General features: G+C 47.7%; 16 protein-coding genes. 5 read left to right on the top strand and 11 right to left on the bottom strand.

Translation table 11 applies throughout. The annotated features are described in order from the left end of the window. Positions 1-30: 30 nt before the first annotated feature. The 7 genes from CLV42_RS08275 to dprA form a co-directional block, all read right to left on the bottom strand. The gene (locus CLV42_RS08275) at positions 31-2676 is read right to left on the bottom strand and encodes a gliding motility-associated C-terminal domain-containing protein (protein WP_146154339.1); all 2646 of its coding nucleotides are present in this window, start codon (positions 2674-2676) and stop codon (positions 31-33) included. 2 nt (positions 2677-2678) lie between these two features. Then, on the bottom strand, positions 2679-3464 hold the full coding sequence (locus CLV42_RS08270) for an alpha/beta fold hydrolase (protein ID WP_170117437.1): 786 nt from the start codon (positions 3462-3464) through the stop codon (positions 2679-2681). 17 nt (positions 3465-3481) lie between these two features. After that, a complete protein-coding gene (lnt, locus tag CLV42_RS08265; RefSeq protein ID WP_106601441.1) occupies positions 3482-5089 on the bottom strand; it encodes an apolipoprotein N-acyltransferase in 1608 nt (535 codons plus the stop codon). Positions 5090-5355: 266 nt separating this feature from the next. Further along, on the bottom strand, positions 5356-6828 hold the full coding sequence (guaB, locus tag CLV42_RS08260; RefSeq protein WP_106601440.1) for an IMP dehydrogenase: 1473 nt from the start codon (positions 6826-6828) through the stop codon (positions 5356-5358). Positions 6829-6922: 94 nt separating this feature from the next. Beyond that, a complete protein-coding gene (locus CLV42_RS08255; protein ID WP_106601439.1) occupies positions 6923-7651 on the bottom strand; it encodes a DUF3307 domain-containing protein in 729 nt (242 codons plus the stop codon). Between the two features lies 1 nt (position 7652). Further along, positions 7653-8282, bottom strand: coding sequence for a transcriptional regulator (locus tag CLV42_RS08250; RefSeq protein ID WP_106601438.1), 630 nt, complete (start codon positions 8280-8282; stop codon positions 7653-7655). A 440-nt stretch (positions 8283-8722) separates the two neighbouring features. Beyond that, positions 8723-9832, bottom strand: coding sequence for a DNA-processing protein DprA (gene dprA, locus CLV42_RS08245; protein ID WP_106601437.1), 1110 nt, complete (start codon positions 9830-9832; stop codon positions 8723-8725). Between the two features lie 55 nt (positions 9833-9887). On the opposite strand from dprA, the gene CLV42_RS08240 reads away from it, so the two are divergent. Further along, positions 9888-10706, top strand: coding sequence for a 5'-nucleotidase, lipoprotein e(P4) family (locus tag CLV42_RS08240; RefSeq protein ID WP_106601436.1), 819 nt, complete (start codon positions 9888-9890; stop codon positions 10704-10706). An 83-nt stretch (positions 10707-10789) separates the two neighbouring features. On the opposite strand, the gene CLV42_RS08235 is transcribed toward CLV42_RS08240, so the two are convergent. From CLV42_RS08235 to pckA, 4 genes are all read right to left on the bottom strand, one after another. Next, a complete protein-coding gene (locus CLV42_RS08235) occupies positions 10790-12688 on the bottom strand; it encodes an OmpA family protein (protein WP_106601435.1) in 1899 nt (632 codons plus the stop codon). Positions 12689-12766: 78 nt separating this feature from the next. Continuing rightward, positions 12767-13396, bottom strand: coding sequence for a 7-carboxy-7-deazaguanine synthase QueE (locus CLV42_RS08230; protein WP_106601434.1), 630 nt, complete (start codon positions 13394-13396; stop codon positions 12767-12769). 119 nt (positions 13397-13515) lie between these two features. Beyond that, positions 13516-14403, bottom strand: a complete 888-nt coding sequence (folD, locus tag CLV42_RS08225; protein WP_106601433.1) for a bifunctional methylenetetrahydrofolate dehydrogenase/methenyltetrahydrofolate cyclohydrolase FolD — start codon at positions 14401-14403, stop codon at positions 13516-13518. A gap of 162 nt (positions 14404-14565) precedes the next feature. Then, positions 14566-16167 carry a phosphoenolpyruvate carboxykinase (ATP) gene (pckA, locus tag CLV42_RS08220; protein WP_106601432.1) on the bottom strand — a complete coding sequence of 534 codons (1602 nt, stop codon included), beginning with the start codon at positions 16165-16167 and terminating at the stop codon, positions 14566-14568. 363 nt (positions 16168-16530) lie between these two features. Here pckA and CLV42_RS08215 point away from each other — a divergent pair, with 363 nt between their 5' ends. The 4 genes from CLV42_RS08215 (at position 16531) to rsmI (ending at position 19752) form a co-directional block, all read left to right on the top strand. Further along, positions 16531-17823, top strand: coding sequence for an aminopeptidase P family protein (locus CLV42_RS08215; protein WP_106601431.1), 1293 nt, complete (start codon positions 16531-16533; stop codon positions 17821-17823). Positions 17824-17907: 84 nt separating this feature from the next. Then, positions 17908-18681, top strand: coding sequence for a CDP-alcohol phosphatidyltransferase family protein (locus tag CLV42_RS08210; RefSeq protein ID WP_106601430.1), 774 nt, complete (start codon positions 17908-17910; stop codon positions 18679-18681). 48 nt (positions 18682-18729) lie between these two features. After that, the gene (gene purS / locus CLV42_RS08205; RefSeq protein ID WP_089828235.1) at positions 18730-18975 is read left to right on the top strand and encodes a phosphoribosylformylglycinamidine synthase subunit PurS; all 246 of its coding nucleotides are present in this window, start codon (positions 18730-18732) and stop codon (positions 18973-18975) included. A 108-nt stretch (positions 18976-19083) separates the two neighbouring features. After that, a complete protein-coding gene (rsmI, locus tag CLV42_RS08200; RefSeq protein ID WP_106601429.1) occupies positions 19084-19752 on the top strand; it encodes a 16S rRNA (cytidine(1402)-2'-O)-methyltransferase in 669 nt (222 codons plus the stop codon). Positions 19753-19795: the final 43 nt, after the last annotated feature.

Genomic DNA, 19795 nt, shown 5'->3' with positions numbered 1-19795 from the left:
TTGATAGTATGTAATTAGATGAAGTATTTTCTATCTGACGAGTGTTACTGTTCCTTTTCTTTGTACGGTTTCGTTGTTGATGTTTTTACCTTGCACCACCCAAACGTAGGTGCCTACTGCTGCCGGCGATCCGTTATAGTAACCGTTCCATCCCTGCAAATACTTTGTGGTGCTGTACATCAGCTTTCCCCAGCGGTCATACACACGGAAGAACTCCATCTCTATGATACCTACGGGTAGTGGGCGGAAAATGTCGTTTTGCCCGTCGCCGTTAGGAGAGAAGCCGGTCGGTACATAGATATCGGGACCCGCTATAAAACGGATCTTGATATCGTCCTTGCCAAAGCAACCTTCTTCCGTATAGACAGTAACGGTATAGGTAATATCGTGGTTGATGGTAGTGACAGGGGTGTCGATATTCGGATTATTCAGTCCGTCCACGGGCGTCCATACGTATTTAACGCCGCCGGTAGCCTTCATCGGGAAGGGACGGTTCAGGATAGCGATGGTATCGTTGCCTGCAAAAGCGGGGACTGGAGGTACTACATTGACCAGTACGGTGTCGGAAACGGGTTTCGGACAACCCTTTATATCCCTCACGGTGACGATATATGCCGTGGAGTCTTTCGGACGGGCAATAGTAGTGGCGCTTTGCGGAGCCGTCAGTGTTGCCGCAGGCGTCCATTGATAGTAAGTGCCTCCCGATGCGTTCAGTGTTAGCTGGTCACCATAACAGATGGTGGTATCTTCACCGGCATAAGCCACCGGCGGATCTACTAACTTCAACGTAGTACTATCCTCACCGAAGCAGTCGCCAAGGTCTCCCCGTACCCTGTAAGTTGCCGAAGGGGCGGGAGGAACGATGGTCAGGACAGCACCACTGCCTACTACCGTATTGGCGGAATTGTACCAGGTAAGCGGATAATTGCCGTCAGGGAATGCCCGGATATTCACTTCGTCGCCTGTACATATAACACTGTCCGGTATCGTTTTCACAACCAGCACAGTCCTCACGTCAATGGCAACCCGTTTGCTGTTGGTGCAACCTGTTCCATCTGTGAAGGTGACAGTATAAGCGGTATCCAGTCTTGGGAATATTGTCGGATCGGGCGTATTGGCGTTATTGATGTTATATGACGGCGTCCATGTATATGATCCATTTACTACATTCCCGTCCACAAGGCTTTCTGCGTGTAGCTGAATGGAGTTCAGGATACACAGTAGTGTATCTGGCGTAGTGGCCAGCGGCGGTTTATCATATATAATAAGGTCTGCGGTGTCAAAACGTTCACAGCCCCGTTCTGTTTTCAATTGCAATACTACCTGGTAATTACCTGGTCCCGGGTATTGGAAGCGCGGATTTTTCACCAGGGAGGTATCATCTTCGGAAGTTTCAACGCCAAAGTCCCAACGGTAATAATTGATATTATCGTTAAGGCCGGAGGTGGTGGAATTGTTAGTGAACGTAGTAGTTGTATTGCTACAAAGTCCGGCGAAGCTCATATTTGGGCGCAGCAGAGGATACACATAGGCCGTAGCGGTCGCGCTGTCGCCACAGTTACTGTATCTGTCCACCCATAATTTAACAGTATAAGTGCCTTGCCGGGTGTAAGTATGCTGTATCGGGGCCGTACTGTTGGTATGCATCGTGTCGCCGTCTCCAAAGTCCCATTCATAGGGTTTACCTTCAGTACTGTTATTGAGGAAGGTAATGGTGTAACCAGAGCAATCGTTATACTTGTCTGGCATGGAGGCGACGACTAATTTCACGCAGGTCGTCACTGTCAGGTGGAAATCTTTTCGATGGATGCCCAGTAGCACGCCGTTCCTGTATTCAGAGGCACAGACGGTCAGCACATATTTTCCCGGACCGGGTGCAATGCCGGAAATAATGCCCGTTTTCGGGTCTATGGTAGCTCCGGCTCCCAACGGACTGCTACCGGAGTAAGGACTTTTATAAGGCACCGTTCCGTAAGGGGGGGCAATAGCGGGAGGTGGTATACTTCCCTGTGGGGTGGTCTCTCCGCCACCATAAGCATCACAGAAGGAATATACGATCTGGTCGTTGTCGATATCGGTTGCAGAAAAATCGTAAACGAATTTTTTATTGGCACATACCAGCACTGCCTCATCTTTCGTAAAAGTAGGGCTTGAGTTATTCAGTATGCCGTTCAGACCTGGTAGCTCTGTAAAATAGGTTGCGCCATTTCCTGGCCTGCCTTGTTCGTTGTTCGGATCTCTTGTGTCGATGAGATTGTCTATGGTATTATCGCGACAGCAACTTTGGAAGGAGACGGTATATCCCATTGAACTGACAGGAACAGTAATATTCTGCACATATATACCTATCTGGAAACAAATATTAGGAGGATTGACAATACATGGATCGACCTTTCCCAGGTCCCTTTGTTCTTTACTTGCGCGTGGTACACGTATAGGGGCGCCATATGCCCCATTGTCGGCCTTACTGAAAAGAGTGAAATAAACCGCCTCTGGTAATTCTGCTATATTTCCCCCGCTTTGACAAATACGGAATAGCTTCAATGTTACCTGGTAAGTCAGGTTGTCACCATCGCGGCTGATGTACTTATACGACATTTCTCCTCCGATGATATGGGAGGCGTGTGTCGCGTATCCTAGGGAAAGAATAATTAGCAGTAGAAGGGTTCTTTTCACGTTCAATATTGTTGGCAAAAAAGAATAAACTGTTCCAATAGTTGTTCGCTGGCTTCCGGCACCTCCCACATACCCATATGTCCGGTTTCTTCAAATATGTAAATGCTGCTGATGCGCGGCAGAGATACTTGTGGCAGCACATTCTGCATGGGTACGGCGGTATCATCTTTGCCAATCACAAACAAAACAGGTACGGAGATAGATGATAACACTGCAGTCCGGTCAGGGCGTTGCATCATGGCTTCATAATAAGCCACCTGGGATGATTGCGGGCATTGCAAACACATTTGAATATACGACTCAATTTGTTCCGGATGTTGCTTTTTATAGGCGGGACTGAACATATTAGGCATTGTCTGTTTCACAAAGGCCTCATTGCCATATTGCTCAATCATATTAATAGATTTCCGGCGGGCTTCTTTTTTTTCTTCGTTGTCTGGCGCGGCGGTAGAATGGAATAATCCCAGTCCCTGTACAAGGGAGGGATACTTTTCTGCCAGCGCCAGGGCTACGTAACCACCCATGGAATGACCTATCACGACTGCTTTTGAAATGTCTTCCGCTATTAAAAGATCCTTTACATATTCAGCCATGTTCTCCATGCTCAGCGTGCCTGTTGCCGGCGTATTGCCTGTACCGGGAAGGTCAGGCGCTATTACATTGAATTGTTCGCTCAAGGCTGTCAGCTGTTGCTGCCATATCTGGTTGTTCTCAGAAAAACCATGTATCAGCAGTACTGCCGGTTTGCTCTTTAGATCAGTATTTTGGGTAGAAGGTTTAGTGGCCACGTGAAATAATTTTTGAATCAGGAATTGGGCATTGAAAATCTGAATTTCAGATAGAAACTATATAATATCATCACAATACAGAAAGCAACGGCCGCTTTGGATATAAGATCCCCAAACCGTACGTAGAACGTAAATGTATTGCCCGGTGTTACATTTGCGTCAATAACTCCTTCTTTCCAGTATGGTAATGGCTGCTGTATGTCGCCCATAGGGTCAATGATACAGGAAATGCCGGTATTCGCGCTGCGTGCTACCCAGCGCCGGGTTTCAATAGCCCTCAGGCGGGCATATTGTGCGTGCTGCCGATGGCCTTCCGTATCACCCCACCAGCCATCGTTGGTGATGACAAAGAGCAGATTGGCGCCCCGTCTTACATTTTCTGCTACAAACTCGCCATAGACGGACTCATAACAGATAGCAGGCAATACCTTAATGTGTGTACGGGTGTCTTCCAGTAGTTCAACACCGGGCGTCACTCCATATCCTCCGGTAATACCACCAAAATCCAGGGCCAGTTTTTTCATAAAGGACAGATACCGCGCATAAGGTATAATTTCCACACCCGGCACCAGCCTGGATTTATGATATATCTGGGTTACGTAAGAAGTGTCCAGCTGGATCGCCGAATTAAATGCGTCATACCTGAGCGTTCCATCTTCTGTGCTGCGGGCCATTTGGGGGGCTTCATCTGCTACATCATAACGTTTCAGGGTAGTAGCGCCGCTGACCAGCGTAGCCTGTGGGTAGCGTCTCAGGAATTGCCTGATCAGCGCTGTTTCGTCCTCATACGCCAGTTTGTTTTCCCACACGCCATGTGTAAATAACGCGGTTTCCGGCCAAATAATATATGCGGTGGTACCGTTGACTTTCTGAGCGGATAAAGCCAGTAATTTATCCAGCTGCATCCTTTCATGCTCTTCGGCAAATTTATCGTAAGGGTCAATATTGGGCTGCACCACCACCACCCTTACGGTAGGGCCATCCGGCGCCTTGAAATTATATTGTACCAGGGAACTGAGTAAGAAAGGGATCACCACAACCGCCGCAGGCAACCAGGCAGTTTTCCACAAAAAGGTACCCAGCGGAACCGGGTATTGCTTACGCAGCAGCCAGGCCTGGTAGATCAGGATATTACTGAGCAGGACCCAGAGGGTACCACCGCTTACACCGGTGTATTCATACCATTGTACCCAGGAAGGATGCATGGCAAAAACATTCCCCAGACTGAGCCATGGCCAGCTGAATTCCCAGTTAAGGTGGATGTATTCAAACGTTAACCAATATACTATCAAGGCAAAATAACCCGCTGTCTGACCTACCCGTGCCCGCGTGCGGTGATATCCCAGCAGGGGAATACTCATCAGCAGGGTATTGATCAGGTTCGCTGCCACACCGCTGATAGGTACGGTTGTATTACCCACCCACCAGGTAGTGGCCACATTCCAAAGGAACAGTGTCAGGAAGATACAGCCGAAGTATTTACCCCGATGCGGTACGAGGTCTGCTATCCGCAACAGGGGGATAAAAGCAATGAATATCAGGAAGGTAAGGGGAGAGGTTGGCCATGCGGCCCATAACAGCAATGCACCGGCAAGGCTTAGTAGTATGGGTAACCAGCGGTTCATAGTTCATTGATTTTGTAAACAGTTATCCATAGATGGATAACTGTAATATGATTTGTTAGTTCGCCCGGTTTGACGGACTAGAAAGAGCGAATATAAAAGTAGTACAGGAAATAAATTATTAAATAATAATAAAAGCCCCCTGGCGCTGTTGCAGGAGGCTTTTATCATTATGTTTGGCAGTGATGAACACGCATCAGTACGTATCGTGTATCGTCAGCTGTTGCCGGTTATTATTGTTGCTTGCCGTACTGTTTATCAGCGGATAATTATCTGCTGTAGTTCGGTGCTTCTTTAGTGATCACCACGTCGTGCGGGTGGTTTTCTTTCACTGTAGCCGGAGAGATCTTGATGAACTGTGCCGCTTGCAGCGTCTTGATGTCTTTGGAACCGGTGAGGCCCATACCTGCACGCAGACCGCCAACGAATTGCTGGATCACTTCAGACAGCAAACCTTTATAAGGTACGCGGCCTACGATACCTTCCGGTACCAGTTTCTTGATATCATCTTCTTCCTGGAAATAGCGGTCCTTGCTACCTTCTACCATTGCTTCCAGAGATCCCATTCCACGATAAGATTTGAACTTACGGCCTTCGTAGATGATCGTTTCTCCGGGGCTTTCTTCCACACCTGCAAAGATGGAACCTGCCATGATGCTGGATGCGCCTGCAGCGAGGGCTTTTACCATATCGCCTGTGTAGCGGATACCACCGTCAGCAATTACCGGTACACCTGTTTTCTTCAGTGCTTCTGCTGCCAGCAATACTGCGGAAAGCTGAGGGAAACCAGCACCTGTTACTACGCGGGTAGTACAGATGGAACCGGGTCCTACACCTACTTTTACGGCGTCTGCGCCTGCATTAGCCAGTGCCAGTGCACCTTCGCCGGTAGCTACGTTACCAGCTATCACTTCCAGTTTAGGGAATGTTTTCTTGAGTTTCTTGAGACTGTTGATAACAGCGATGGAGTGACCGTGTGAGCTGTCGAGACAAACCACATCCACACCTACATTGATCAGTGCCTGTGCCCTGTCCAGTACATCAGGGGTGATACCGAGAGCAGCGCCTACCAGCAGACGGCCATAGGCGTCTTTTACAGCATTTGGATAGCTGGATACCTGGAGGATGTCCCTGTAAGTGATCAGACCTACCAGTTTACCATTCTTGGCAACTACAGGCAGTTTCTCGATCTTATTCTGCTGAAGGATCTTTTCTGCTTTCTTCAGGTCAGTGCCTTCAGGAGCAGTGATCAGGTTTTCGGTGGTCATTACTTCACTTACCAGGCGTTTGTGGTTTCTTTCGAAACGCAGGTCGCGGTTGGTGAGAATGCCTACCAGTTTGTTGGCATCATCTATAATAGGAATACCACCGATGCTGTTTTCTTTCATCAGGCGGAGTGCTTCTCCTATGGTAGCATTGGCATGCAGGGTAACCGGGTCGAGTATCAGGCCGTTTTCACTGCGCTTTACTTTTCTCACCAGTTCTGCCTGTTTTTCAATGCTCATGTTTTTATGCAGAATACCAATGCCTCCCTGACGAGCCAGTGAAATGGCCAGGTTAGCTTCAGTAACAGTATCCATGGCAGCAGACACCATCGGTATGTTAAGGCGTATGTTTTTGGTAAGTTGCGTTGAGATGTTTACGTCTCTGGGTAGAACTTCAGAGTAGGCTGGAACCAGGAGTACGTCATCAAAAGTAAGTCCGTCCTCTACAAATTTCGGTTTCGATTTTCCGGCAGGCATGTTGCAACTATTTGTCAGTTATTAAATAATTGCACGCAAATGTACACCTATTTGAGCAAATAGAAAAATGTTGATGAAACAGTCAATGTGAAGATTACTTTAACACTGTTAGTAAATAACTGCTCAGCAGCCCTGTCATGATGGCGATGAAGAAGCTCAGGAAGGTGCCTATCACCACATATTCAGTTAGTTTGGTCTCTTTGGGTGCTTTCAGATCTCCGAACCTGAACACAGATTTCGCGGCCAGCAGGAAACCAACTCCCTCCCATCTGCCCAGTAGTATAAATGTTAATATCATCAGTCGTTCCAGGAATCCGATCCATTCGCCGGCATCTTCCAGTGACTCTATGGTTGATATGTGCTGACCGGGAGTACTGTTGGGCGTCCAACGGGATATCATGTTTTTCGTAATAATGGATGCGGGTTTCAGCACAAACAGGACGGCAATGCAGATGATAAGACTTTTGACAGTAATGAGGTCTGTATAGTGCCATGTTATCTTTTCGTGAAATGCCCAGATGATACCGATAACAAGCAGGTGCGCCAGCTGATCTCCGAAAAACCATGCTCTTTGATATGCCGGTTGCTGGAATTGCAGTTTTATGCCATCTATCAGCAAGTGGGTAAGCATGATCAGGAAGGCTATCTGCCAGTTATCAAAATTCCAGGTCACTAGCAATATGAGCCAGAAATGAATAAGGATGTGTATATAGAGGTAAGGAGAACGCCATTTCAGTGCTTCTTTGTTGCTCACCCATTTGTTGTTCTGCAGGAAAAAATCACCCAGGATATGTGCTAAAAATAGTTGCAGAAAGAGTATCATATCATGTATGTGTTTTTGAGATACAATCTTTAATACATTTTCGGTAGAAACTCTCCAATGCCATTATTTCCTCATAATGAGCCCTCTTCTGGCCCTCACTAATGGTAGATTGGGTACGGCCGATCTGATCGCCCAGCTCTTTCTGTGAAAGTTCACGGTTCGCAATAGATATGGCTACAAGTTGTGCCGTGGCAGGCGTCCATTTATCCAATGCAATGGAGGCCAGCCGGAACATCAGGTTTAACTCCGTATCCAGTTCCGGCCACGGGCTGCTGATACTTAAACGTTGCTTTTGCTTTTTTAATGCTTCAAACGTTTCCCCCGAATAAACAAAAACCGGTCCGTTTGATTCAGTAATATGCGGCGCGCTGTAATTTTTCTCACCTATACCGATGCCCATCCGTACATCCAACGTATCTATCGACCTAATACAGGCCTTAATACGAATAGCTGCCATTAATGCCTTCCAGGGTTTACTGACCTCCAATTGGAAGCTATCTCCTCTGAATATCTCCCATGTTTTGGGCGCCTTACCCCATTCTCCCAGCAGCTCTTTTAAAGGATGCAGCCAGATACCCGGATCGCTCTGACCCCGTGAGTTGATAATATCGCCTGTAATGATACTGGTCATACTATAAATATCGGTTATTTAGCCGATATTTTAAAATATCGGTCCATTTGCCGATAATGAGTGTATCGGTTATAAAGCCGATAATTCGAAATATCGGTTAATTAACCGATCGAAGTGTAGACATCTCCTCCTTTCCTGGGATAGATTAAAAGAACAGGAGGGAAGAGGCTGCTATATTAAGCAGTAAAACAAGCTGAGAGAACAAGCAGAGAATAAGCAGAGAAGACGGAGAGAACAAGGAGAGATGAAGAAGGTACAAAAATGGGACAAAGAAGCTTATCTGAGAAACCCGCCTTGATATCAACGCTCTGGTAGGAGCGCCGGGTTTATAGCCCTGATTTTCAGCCCGGGGAGCGTGTGGAATCCCCCGGGAGAACACAGGACGGCGAAGCGTCGAACAAGCATCGAACTAGCATCGAAGAAGCGACGGCGAACATCCCTCAATTTATCACCTGGTATTTCTGTCCGGGCAACCCTCTCAGCACATGCTGCATTTCCAGTTTTAATACCAGGGAAGCGACCTGACTACCGGGCAAATAACTCTCCCGGCGAAGCTGATCGATATGTTTTTCATCATTCCCGGTAAAAAGTGTCAGGATGTGGCGCTCTGCCTCATCCAAGGTCAAAAACAATCCCAGTTGAGGATCCGCTTGTACTTTAGACGGATGGTGGTGGTCCCATCCCATCACCTGTACGAGATCCGTTGCACTGGTGATCAGCATGGCCTGATTCGTTCTGATCAGTTCATTGCAGCCGGCAGCATGTGGATCGCCTATCCGGCCGGGAACAGCAAAGACGTCTTTGTTGTAACTATTGGCAATATCCGCCGTGATAAGCGAGCCTCCTTTCAGGCCACTTTCTACCACAATGGTGGCATCGGCAATGCCGGCCACAATACGGTTGCGCATAGGAAAATGCTGTTTGTCGGGCTGTGTCTCGCTGAGGAATTCAGTGAGTAATCCGCCGTTTTCAACCATTGCCATAGCGGTGCCTTTATGCTGTGGAGGATAGATGCGGTCCAGACCATGTGCCAGCACGCCAATGGTGGGGATGCCATGCAACAGTGCCTGTCTGTGGGCTATAATGTCTATACCATACGCCATACCGCTTACCACCATTACATTGTGTGCAGCCAGGTCTTCCACCAGTTTTGCACATATGGTCTTACCATAATCTCCCGGCGCACGTGTACCCACAATACTGACTATCCTGCCGGCATTGAGATCAGCATTACCCTTGTAATATAGCATCACAGGGCTGTCTGCGCAATGCTTCAGCCGTTTCGGATACTGTGCACTGGTATAAAAGATAGGTTGTATATCGTACTGTGCTATGTATTCAATCTCTTTGTCTACCTGTTCATAGTCGTCGAATTCCAGTATGGCAGCAGCCCTTACAGTGCCAATGTCGGGAATATGCTCCAGCTCGTGTTTACTGGCTTTAAAAACAGCACTGGCTGAATGGAAGTGTGCGAGCAATTTTTTGGCGACAATATCTCCTATCTGTGGAATTTGCGTAAGCGCAATCTGGTGGCGTAATTCCTCCTGCATATTGCATATTTTTGCGGTTAACGTGTCTAAGTTAAAACTTCTTCTGTTTACTCCCATGCAATACAAAAACATTTTACTCACATGTGCATTGCTTGCAGGAATGATTGCCTGTAAGACTACACAGCCGCCTGTTGCACAGGGGCCATCATCTACGACTGTTCTGCAGCCTTATGGTCCTGCCTGGGCTGCCCTCTGGCAGCAGAAAGCAGCGGAATACAAAGCGCTATGTTTTCAGGCTTACAACATTGCAAGAATGAGGTTGGACGAAAGCCTTACGCAACCGGCTACACTACCACCTGCAGTTGTTACAGACATCGATGAAACTGTGCTGGATAACAGTCCATACACAGTGCATACTGCTTTAAGAGGAGAAGGATATGCTGATAAAACATGGATGGAATGGACTTCAAAAGCCGCTGCTGATACAGTGCCTGGCGCTTTGTCCTTCCTGCAGTATGCCGCATCGAAAGGTGTAGAGGTATTTTATATCACTAACAGATCAGAAACAGAACGTGCTGTAACCTTACAAAACCTGCAACGCTGGCATTTCCCCAATGCAGACAATGAGCATCTGCTGCTGAAAACAACCACCTCCGGCAAGGAAAGCCGCCGCCAGCAAGTAGCACAGGCACATCACATCCTGTTATTGATGGGAGATAACCTGAGCGATTTTGCGGCCATCTTCGATAAGCAACCAGTTGCCGAACGTGAACAGGTTACACAACAATCTGCAGCCGATTTTGGTAAACGGTTTATTGTATTGCCCAATCCAATGTACGGCGATTGGTTACCGGCGATGTTCCAGTATGATTATAAGCGGCGGCCAGGGGAGATTGATTCCTTGCTGCGAGGCCAGATGAGGGATTATAAATGACGTCAGTGATTGAAAAAAAAATCAGGAATAACACAAGCCATCCGCTGCATTATTCCTGATTTTTTAATTTGTATTTGCTGTCGCTACAGCTTCAATATCTTGAATTCCGTTCTTCTGTTTGCGGCCCTGCCTCCCGGCGTATTATTCTCTGCTACAGGCATCGTTTCTCCATAGCCTTTTGCCTGCAATCTTTCAGCTGATACTCCTTTATACACCAGGTATTTCACAACAGCCTGTGCGCGGCGTTCAGAGAGGATCATATTATCCTTGTCATTACCGATATTATCGGTATGTCCGCTGATCTCTACGATCAGGGTTGGATTTTCCTGCATCAATCCTACGAGTCTGTTCAGCTCAATTTCAGAACCTGGTTTAAGGTTGAATTGTCTGGTGTCAAAGAAGATGTTGTACAATACCATTACAGCGTTTGTATCCAGTGGTACGAGCGGAATATCACGCACGAACATGGAATCGTCTGTTTTATTTTTCAGCGAGAAATTATCGGAGTAGAACAGGTAGCCTTTACGGTTTACGTTAAAGGCATAGTCTTTCCCGATAGGGAGTGGTATCAGGTAGTTGCCTATTCTGTCGGTACGTACTACAGCAGCTGTTTTTCCTGTTTCCAGGTCAGTCAGTTCAACATTACCTATGAGGCGACGTTTGGTCTTGGCATCATACACATAACCTCTTACAAAGAGTGTTCTCTGCGGACGTGCTTCCGGGTACAGTTCGAAGCTGTAGATGTCCAGTTGTCCGCGGCTGTCAGATCTGTCTGATGCGAAATAAGCAGTTTTACCGTCCGCTGCTACTATCAGGCTGGCGTCTTCGTCTACAGTGTTGATCGGGTAACCGAGATTGACTGCCGGGCCCCAGCTGCCATCAGGCTGACGGCGGGAGAAGAAGATATCCATATCGCCAAAACCCTGATGGCCATTGGAGGCGAAATACAGGGTCTGGTTATCGGGATGTATGAAAGGAGTGGTTTCACGACCGGGTGTGTTGATGTTCGAATCCAGTCGCTCCGGGAATCCCCATTTGCCATTAGGCTGCAATTTGCTCATGAAGATCTCTGAACCGGCATCCGCAGTTTCACGGGCAAAGTACAGGGTTTGCCTGTCGGCAGATAGGCTGGGCTGCGATTCCCAGTCGCGGGTATTGATAGGAGAGCCCATGTTCATCGGTTCCACCCACAATCCTTCTTCTGTTCTGATAGTGTAGTATATATCGCAGCTACCTCTTCCCCCGGGGAAGTCGCAACCGGTGAACACCAGCATATTCCCGTCCTGCGAGATATTCTGTGCACCTTCGTTATTGGCCGTGTTTACGGGAGACCCGAAACCATAGGCAGGCAGCCAGCACCCAAGACTATCGTCCTTTTCAGAGACATAGAAGTCTTCATTTTTGTTGTTCACACGTCGGGTGAAAACGAGTGTCTTACCATCAATGGTCAGGGATGGGAAATATTCCGGGTCCTTGGTATTGATGCTGTCTCCCAGGTTGCGTGGTTTGAAAGGAACTGGTTTGGCAGCTGCGGCGGCAGCGAAAGTGTATGCTTTCTGGAGCGCTTCCGCTCTTGCACTTTTAGTTTTGTTGGTCTGAATGTATAGGGTAACTGTGGCCAGTGCTTCACTGAATCTTCCTTCGCCCGCCAGCGCTTTGGAATAAGATAGCATAGCAGGTCTTGTGGAAAGACTGTCAAGCCTTTTCAGCGTTTCGTAGTTGATAATGGCTTCCTTATACTGTTTCATCTCAGCATACGTGATGACCATCTGCCCGTAAGCATCTGTAAATCCAGGTTCTTGTCTTACAGCATCTTTCAGCAGGTCGATAGCATCCGTCATACGGTATTCCCTTACTGCCATCTGGGCGTCATCAAAAGTTTTCTGTGCTTTTTTCTTCGCGTTCTCATACGTTATGACCTGGGCGCTCAGTTCCAGGCATAACAGGAAACAACTGCTCGTCAATAGGAGGACTCTTCTCATAACTTTAGATTGGCTAGGCCGCCAATATATGAAAAAAAGCACAAATGTAAGGCCTTAAAATGATGTAGGGAACAGGCTTTACGGTACGTTAATGTACTTATGCACCTGTAGGGAAAGCTGCCATTGAGGATTTTCCTTGATGTAATCGATGATCAGGGGAGTGATCTCCGCTGCACGGTCCCATTCAGGTTGCAGATAGAGTTTGCAATGAGGACCTGCCAGTGCGGCATATTTTTCCGCCCAGGCGAAGTCAGTTTTGTTGAATATGACCACCTTCAGTTCATGTGCCAGCCCACAGATCTCCGGGAGAGGAGCTTTGAACTTCTTGGGGGAGAGGGTGATCCAGTCCCAGTGCCCGCTTAAAGGGGAGGAGCCGGAAGTTTCCATATGGGTACGGAAGCCTTCCTTGTGCAGGGCGTCTGTCAGCGCATCCAGGTTGTGCATAAGGGGTTCTCCACCGGTGATCACGGCAATACGGCCGGGATGTACGGCTGCATCTTTGACCAGGTCACTGATAGCGAGCAGCGGGTGACGGGAAGCGTCCCAGCTGTCTTTTACGTCACACCAGTGACAGCCTACGTCGCATCCGCCCAGGCGTATGAAATACGCCGCCTGGCCCTGGTAGTTGCCTTCACCCTGCAGGGTGTAGAAACGTTCCATTACAGGAAGCTGAAGAGATGTTGCGATATCGGCTGTTGTTGTTGACATTTTGCAAAGGTACGTAAATGGGGGCGATTCACTGACGGATCGGCTCCCCGGAAATGCAGAACGCTTAACACTTTGTACCGTACAAGACACAAAGTGTTAAGCGTTTTACAGGATATTCTTTAGTTCATGTTTACTTTCTGACCCAGAGAGGCATGGTAGGTGTTTTTCAGCAATGCTGCGATGGTCATAGGACCAACACCGCCCGGCACCGGAGTGATAAAGCTGGTTTTAGGCGCTACAGCGTTGTAATCCACGTCGCCTACCAGTCTGAAACCGCTCTTTTTAGTAGCATCCTCGATACGGTTGATACCTACGTCGATCACAACCGCTCCTTCTTTCACCATGTCCGCCGTCACGAAGTTCGGGCGGCCAATGGCTGCCACGATAATGTCGGCCTGCAGACAGAGCTCTTTCAGGTTGGCTGTCTGTGAGTGCGTGAGCGTTACGGTGCAGTTACCGGGATTAGTATTCCGGCTCAGCAGGATGCTCATTGGCGTACCCACAATGTGGCTGCGTCCGATCACTACTGCATGTTTCCCTTTGGTAGGGATGTTATAGTGTTCCAGCATCAGCATAATGCCGTAAGGAGTGGCGGGAATATAAGTAGGCAATCCTGCTACCATTTTACCGACGTTCATGGGATGGAAGCCATCTACATCCTTGCTGGGATCAATGGTGTTGATCACCAGTTCTTCGTTGATATGTTTGGGAAGAGGAAGTTGTACGAGTATACCGTCAATATCTGCGTTTTCATTCAGCAGTGTGATATTGTCCAGTAAATGCTTTTCAGAGATCTTCGCATCGAAGCGTAAAAGAGTGGAGTGAAAACCGATCTCGGCGCAGGATTTTACCTTGGAGGCCACATAAGTTTCGCTGGCTGGATTGTTGCCAACCAGGATGGCTGCCAGGTGGGGGACTTTTTCGCCCAACGCTTTCAATTCAGTTACCTTATCTGCCAATTGGGCTTTAACAGCCGCTGAAACAAGTTTACCGTCTAAAATTTGCATGCGCAAAGGTAGGATTTTCCTTTCAAGTTCCGCAAAACAAGTTCCCTGTCATCAATAGTCAAAATAATGATAGGTTACTTGTTTTGCGACAGGTACAGCCTGCATCGGTGAACTTGTATTAAAGTAGTGGAAATTTTAAAGGCGTGGAGAATGCCAATATAGCTAAATTCTTGGAGATGCAGATAAAATTTCCGGCGTTGCCTGATCGGCATATTTCTCAAAGTTGTGTACAAACTTGTGTCCCAGCGCAATAGCCTGTTTGTCGTATGCTGCCTTATCGGCCCAGGTATTACTTGGGTCCAGCAGTTCTGCCGGTACACCCGGACATGATTCGGGGATGGAAAAGCCAAATACAGGATGGTCCTTGTACGCCAGCTTGTCCAGCTGTCCTTTCAGGGCAGCAGCTACCATAGCGCGGGTGTAGGACAGTTTGATACGCTGTCCGGTACCGTATGCGCCTCCTGTCCAGCCGGTATTGACCAGCCATACTTTCGCTTTGTGATGACGTAATTTCTCTCCTAGCATAGCGGCATATTTTACCGGATGCAAAGGCAGGAAAGGTGCGCCAAAACAGGTACTGAAAGTAGTTGTAGGTTCGGTAATACCTGCTTCCGTACCGGCCACCCGGGCAGTATAACCAGAGATGAACTGGTACATGGCCTGCTCCGGCGTCAATCTGGAGATAGGTGGCAATACGCCATATGCATCACATGTCAGGAGGAATATATTTTCCGGAATGCTACCTATGGATGGTATCAGGGCATTATCGATGTAATGCAGGGGGTAAGACACACGTGTATTTTCTGTGATACATTTATCCGCATAGTTCACGTCGGCAGTGCCCGGGTAACAGATCACATTCTCCAGCAGCGCACCTTCACGGATGGCATGGAAGATCTGCGGTTCCTTTTCTTCACTCAGGTCTATACACTTGGCATAACACCCGCCTTCGAAATTGAAGACGTTGTCTGCAGACCAGCCATGTTCATCGTCGCCGATCAGCTTACGATCCGGATCTGCGCTGAGGGTGGTTTTGCCGGTACCGCTCAATCCGAAGAAAATAGCCGTATCCCCATGTTCTCCCTGGTTGGCCGAGCAGTGCATGCTCAGTACACCATGTTCATGCGGTAGTATATAATTGAGGATGGTGAAAATACCTTTCTTGATCTCGCCGGTATAGGCAGAGCCACCGATGATGATCGTTTTCCTGGTGAAGCTGACCATGGCGAAATTCCCCTGGCGGGTATCGTCTGTGGCAGGATCTGCCAGGAAACCCGGCGCCTGGATGACGGTCCATTCCGGATGCATGTTTTCCAGCTCCTCTTCTGTAGGGCGGAGGAACATATTGTAGGCGAACAAGCTGGCCCAGGGCGTTTCTGAGATCACTTTGATGTTCACCCGATAAGCCGGATCAGCGCAGGCATAACCATCTCTTACCCATACATCCTTACCTGTAAAGTAACGGGTGATCTTGTCATACAGCTTATCAAAGCTGGCAGGGTTAACCGGAATGTTGAAATCATTCCAGTTAACAGTCGCCGCTGTGAGCTCATCTTTAACAATAAATTTGTCTTTGGGAGACCGGCCTGTAAACTGACCGGTGTTGACGGCAAGAGCGCCGCTGCTGGTGATGACGCCCTGTCCTGCAGCTACTGTCTGCGCGATCAGTTCTGCTGGCTCCAGTTGATAATAAATGTGGTTGGGTTGCCGGATTCCTAGCTCTAGTAGGTCGGCAACAGGATTCCTTACACTGCTGACTTGCATAGTAAGATTGTTTTGGTGTAGTAAGCAAATCTAGTGATTTTTTGATATTATCAAATTAAAGGCTGCAGAATTGTCCAAATTTAGAAATTGTACCTGCTAAATGGATACTTGTTTAATAAATATCTAAAATGGATCTGGTTGTTTTGCAGGAAACGGTAAAGAATTAAGAGGTTACTATACACTTATTCTTACATCGTATAATGGTATATTTCATTATATTATGTTTTTACCGGTATAGAACAGGCAGCCTTATCACACGATGTAAGGGGACAGGCCTCCGCCTATAAAAGACAAGGTGGCGCTTATTGTGAAATTTCAGTAGGTTTGACGCTCTTTTTGCATACACCAACGTAAACTAAGAACATGAAAAATTTACCATTAGACTCTCAGATCTTTATAAAGAATCGTCAGCGCTTTATTGCAGAAATGCAGCCTCAGTCCATCGCTATCATCAATTCCAACGATGAATTGCCTACCAACGGAGACGCATTTCACAAGTTCCAGCAGAATGCAGATCTGTATTGGCTAACCGGTATAGAACAGGAGGATACGATGGTTATATTGTACCCCGACAACCCGGACCCGAAATACAGGGAAGTGCTGGTATTGGTACGCCCTAACGAGCTGAAAGAGAAGTGGGACGGTCACCGTTTAAGAAAAGATGAGGCTTTCGCCGTTTCCGGTATCTCAACCGTAGTATGGCTGGATTCCCTGGATGCTTTGTTGCAACCCTGGATCCATGATGCTACCAATATTTACCTGAACACCAACGAGAATAACCGTAAGTCTAGCCTGGTGCCTGTAAGGGATTACCGCTACGCAGAAGATCTGCGCAGCCGGTACCCGCTGCATAATTACCTGCGTGCCGCCGTTATATTCAAGAAACTGCGTGCCGTTAAGTCTGCTGAAGAGGTAAAGGTGATCCAACAGGCAATCGACATTACGGAAAAGACCTTCCGCCGCTTGTTGCAGTTCATCCGTCCCGGTGTATGGGAACATGAGATCCATGCCGAGATCCTGCATGAATTCCTGCGTAACAGGGCAGATGGAGAGGCGTACGGTTCGATTATCGCCAGTGGCGACCGTGCCCGTATCCTCCATTACATCTTCAATAACCAGGAATGTAAGGACGGGGAGCTGATACTCATGGACTTTGGGGCAGCCTACGGTGGCTACAATGCAGACCTTACCCGTACCGTACCGGTAAACGGGAAGTTCACTGCCCGTCAGCGGGAAGTATATGATGCCTGCCTGCACCTGCACAATTATGCGAAATCTATCCTCAGACCAGGACTGACTATCGCAAAATACCATGATATGGTAGGCGTGGAGGCTGGAAAGCAGTTTGTAAAGCTCGGTCTGCTGAAGGAGGAAGACGTCAAAAACCAGGACCCTGAAGCGCCTGCTTACCGTAAATACCTGTATCATGGTATCTCCCATCACCTGGGAGTAGGTGTGCATGACCTGGGACCATCCTTTTTCCAGCCTATTCCGGAGAATTCCGTGATGACAATAGAACCTGGTATCTATATAGAGGAAGAAAAAATGGGTATCCGCATTGAGAACAATGTCTGGCTGACCGCAGGTGGAAATGTGGATCTCATGAAGAATATTCCTATCACTGCTGAGGAGATAGAATCGTTGATGAAGAAATAGTGTATATATTTACTAAATATTTAATGCTAAAAATGTGCGATCGTCTATGGATCTAATTTCCATAGGCGATCGGCTTGAATACAAATGAAGCAACTACCTAACATCCTTACGCTCAGCAACCTTTTTTGCGGCGCCCTGGCCGTTATTTATATCCTGCATGCTCCGCAGTATATTGCGGAGTTCAACGGCGTAGAGTATACTATCACCAACCCGGAGCCTGTGTATTGGGCGTCTGCCATGGTGGTGCTGGCCGCTTTGTTTGATTTTACCGACGGACTGGCAGCGAGATGGCTCAAATTACAGTCGCCCTTCGGCCGAGAGCTGGATTCCCTGGCAGATGTGATCAGCTTTGGGCTGGTACCGGGCCTGATGTTATTCCGCCTGTTGCGCAGCGCTTATATGCGTATGCCGGATGTATTCGACGTTTCTTATATAAACCTTGCGCCAGCCTTGCTGGTGCCCTGTTTTGCCGCTTACAGGCTGGCTAAGTTCAACCTGGACACCCGGCAGTCGGAGAATTTTATTGGTATTCCCACACCTGCAGTAGGATTGCTGGTAGCGTCTTTCCCGCTGATCATATTGTACAATCCGTTCAACCTGGCCCACTGGCTGCAGAATATATGGGTGCTGTATACTATCATAGCCCTTTTATGTTACCTGATGGTAGCAGAAATACCTATGCTTAGCCTGAAGTTTAAAAGCCTGCAGCTCAAGCCTAACTGGGCTCGTTTATTGCTGGTGGCATTGTCGGTAGCAGGCATTCCTGTGCTGAAATTTGCTACCGTACCTTTTGTCTTTATCTGCTACGTTCTGCTGTCTATTGTGTCAAAACCTTCTACCGGTAATGCCGTTAAGTAGTTGTTTTTTGCGATTTAAATCTTAGGTTTGCGTCAAAATTTTTAAAAAATGACGTTTACTGCACATATTAATGTGATGCCGCTGAAAGAATTACTGGACCCTCAGGGTAAGGCGGTAATGAGTGGTTTAAAGAACCTGGGCATCAACAATGTACACGACGTAAGGATTGGCAAACATATTACCTTGCAGATAGATGCTGCTACCAAAGAAGAAGCTAAACAACTGGCTGAAGTAGCCTGTCAGAAACTGCTGGCTAACCAGGTAATGGAATCTTTTGAAGTAAGCATCCAGTAAAAAAAACAGCAATTACGGATTACGAATGTCGAATTAGGAATGAGCCCGTAGCATCTATGATCATCGCTGCATGTCATTCGTAATTCGTAATTTGTAATCCGTAATTGTATGAAGTTATATCTTGTTCCTTCTCCCATAGGCAATCTGGCCGATATCACCTACCGCGCAGTCAAAGTACTTGAAGAAGCGGACCTGGTGCTGGCGGAAGATACCCGCACCTCCGGGGTGTTATTGAAGCACTACAACATCAATAAGCCCATCACTCCCTACCATCAGCATAATGAACATAAAATACTGCAACACCTTGTACAGCAGTTGCAGGCTGGTAAGACCATGGCCCTCATCACCGATGCAGGTACGCCCGGGGTTTCCGATCCGGGATTTCTCCTGGTACGTGAATGTAACAGGGCAGGCGTGCCCGTAGAATGCCTGCCAGGTGCTACTGCCTTTGTACCGGCACTGGTCAACAGCGGTATTCCGATGAACCGTTTTGCCTTTGAAGGATTTCCGCCCCTGAAAAAAGGACGGCATACGCTGTTTACCCAACTGGCTACGGACGAGCGTACACTGGTATTTTATGAATCTCCTCAACGGCTGGTCAGAACACTGGCCGATCTGATCGAATACTTCGGGGCAGACCGCCAATGCTGCGTTAGCCGGGAACTGACCAAAATGTTTGAAGAAAATAAAAGAGGTACCTTACAGGAAGTACATGATTATTTCAACGAAAAAGGAGTAAAGGGGGAAATCGTCCTTATTGTAGAGGGTAAGTCATAAAACCCGCTTGTTCGGTAACGTAAACAAGATCAGCATAAACTAA

The organism is Chitinophaga ginsengisoli, from assembly GCF_003014595.1.
Lineage (GTDB): Bacteria > Bacteroidota > Bacteroidia > Chitinophagales > Chitinophagaceae > Chitinophaga > Chitinophaga ginsengisoli.
The sequence above is the reverse complement of the archived record's forward strand: the minus strand, read 5'-3'. Positions and strand labels throughout refer to the sequence as shown.

Coding starts and splice junctions, on each gene's coding strand:
- guaB (WP_106601440.1), bottom strand. CDS start 6,828: ATGCCTGCCGGAAAATCGAAACCGAAATTTGTAGAGGACGGACTTACT.
- CLV42_RS08210 (WP_106601430.1), top strand. CDS start 17,908: ATGAAGCAACTACCTAACATCCTTACGCTCAGCAACCTTTTTTGCGGC.
- CLV42_RS08240 (WP_106601436.1), top strand. CDS start 9,888: ATGCAATACAAAAACATTTTACTCACATGTGCATTGCTTGCAGGAATG.
- folD (WP_106601433.1), bottom strand. CDS start 14,403: ATGCAAATTTTAGACGGTAAACTTGTTTCAGCGGCTGTTAAAGCCCAA.
- pckA (WP_106601432.1), bottom strand. CDS start 16,167: ATGCAAGTCAGCAGTGTAAGGAATCCTGTTGCCGACCTACTAGAGCTA.
- CLV42_RS08255 (WP_106601439.1), bottom strand. CDS start 7,651: ATGATACTCTTTCTGCAACTATTTTTAGCACATATCCTGGGTGATTTT.
- CLV42_RS08250 (WP_106601438.1), bottom strand. CDS start 8,282: ATGACCAGTATCATTACAGGCGATATTATCAACTCACGGGGTCAGAGC.
- dprA (WP_106601437.1), bottom strand. CDS start 9,832: ATGCAGGAGGAATTACGCCACCAGATTGCGCTTACGCAAATTCCACAG.
- CLV42_RS08235 (WP_106601435.1), bottom strand. CDS start 12,688: ATGAGAAGAGTCCTCCTATTGACGAGCAGTTGTTTCCTGTTATGCCTG.
- CLV42_RS08230 (WP_106601434.1), bottom strand. CDS start 13,396: ATGTCAACAACAACAGCCGATATCGCAACATCTCTTCAGCTTCCTGTA.
- rsmI (WP_106601429.1), top strand. CDS start 19,084: ATGAAGTTATATCTTGTTCCTTCTCCCATAGGCAATCTGGCCGATATC.
- CLV42_RS08215 (WP_106601431.1), top strand. CDS start 16,531: ATGAAAAATTTACCATTAGACTCTCAGATCTTTATAAAGAATCGTCAG.
- lnt (WP_106601441.1), bottom strand. CDS start 5,089: ATGAACCGCTGGTTACCCATACTACTAAGCCTTGCCGGTGCATTGCTG.
- purS (WP_089828235.1), top strand. CDS start 18,730: ATGACGTTTACTGCACATATTAATGTGATGCCGCTGAAAGAATTACTG.